Consider the following 1272-nt stretch of genomic DNA (forward strand, 5'->3'; position numbering starts at 1 on the left):
GCTGTGGGTCAGACACTTGATTTCGGTAAGCGCATGGGTTTTGAGGGTGTAGACGCCCCCGCTGGCCTCGATATGCCATTGTGGGTTTGCAAACAACCTGAACGGAGGCGTCTATATCTACAGAGTCCCATCGGCTCAATCTACGCGACTTTCACAGAAATTTGCGTCGGAACGATATCGCTAGATTTACCAACCAGGCACCAATTTGATTTCTTGGAAATCCTCGACGCCCCATTTCCCGCCCACTCGACATTTTCCGGATTGCTTCATGCCTCCAAATGGAGCGCCGTTGCCACATCTTACTCCGTTTATTTCTACAGAACCGGATTGCAGTTTTCGTGAAATGCGTTTCGCTCTGGCCTGATCTTGCGTCTGGGCAAAATTCATCAGACCAAAAACTGTATCATTTGCTATTGAAGCTGCCTCATCTTCGTCCCGGAATTTCAAGATAGTCAAAACCGGTCCAAAGATCTCTTCCCGTGCTATACGCATATCGTTGGTAACGTATGCAGATATTGTTGGTCGAACGATGTATCCCGTTCCAAGTCCTTCAGGCCTTCCTAAGCCTCGAACGATTAACTCTGCGCCGACCACAATGCCATCTTGAATGTGTTACTGGATCTTTTCAAACCGTGTTGCGTTTACCACGGGTCCAAGATGCGAGCCGGGCTGATCATCCACGCCGGCAGAAATCTGGTTTCCGATTTCCGCCGCGGCACTCACTACCTGATTGTAAATAGCCTCATGCACAATCATTCTGCTGGGCGCATTACACGACTGACCTGAATTCAACATCAACTGGCGAATTCCACGTTCAACTGCGCCTTTGCCGGCATCCTCGAACAAGATATTTGCTCCTTTGCCACCCAGTTCGAGTGTCTGACGTCAGCACCAATGGGACAGTTTAGGTTGATTTGATAAGAGAGGGTTTCTGGCGCATCGTAACTACCACGGAGTGGAGATGAGACAGAAACCCGGAACACGTAAGAGCCACGGCGAGAAGGTGGTCAAAGACAAAGCATTGAGGATCGGGCGCCAGCTTTCGTTTTTCGACCGGAACCTCAGGACAGATAGCAGCGACGGCAACATTCGGCGGTAATGGCTGGCTCGGGACCCCCGCATCACCATCTGAATCCGCGCATCCAGTGTGCCTTTTGCACGATGTTCGTCGATGATCGCTTTCAGTTTCGTTGCGCCCGCAACAGGAAAGATCACATCCGAGGGTTCTGTTGCGAAGTTTTGGTTGGATGATAATAACGCGCTGTGGCAGCG

1 protein-coding gene and 1 pseudogene are annotated in these 1272 nt (G+C 50.8%); both read right to left on the reverse strand.

Annotated elements, in window-relative coordinates; translation table 11 throughout:
- Positions 1–186 precede the first annotated feature (186 nt).
- Positions 187–873 (reverse strand): annotated as a pseudogene (locus RA27_RS24815) (aldehyde dehydrogenase family protein); the annotation flags it as partial.
- Positions 874–945: 72 nt separating this feature from the next.
- Positions 946–1272: hypothetical protein (locus RA27_RS24610; protein ID WP_241484140.1), on the reverse strand; the 327-nt coding region annotated here is incomplete at its 5' end.

The organism is Ruegeria sp. ANG-R (assembly GCF_000813985.1).
In the GTDB taxonomy this organism is placed as follows: Bacteria; Pseudomonadota; Alphaproteobacteria; order Rhodobacterales; family Rhodobacteraceae; genus Ruegeria.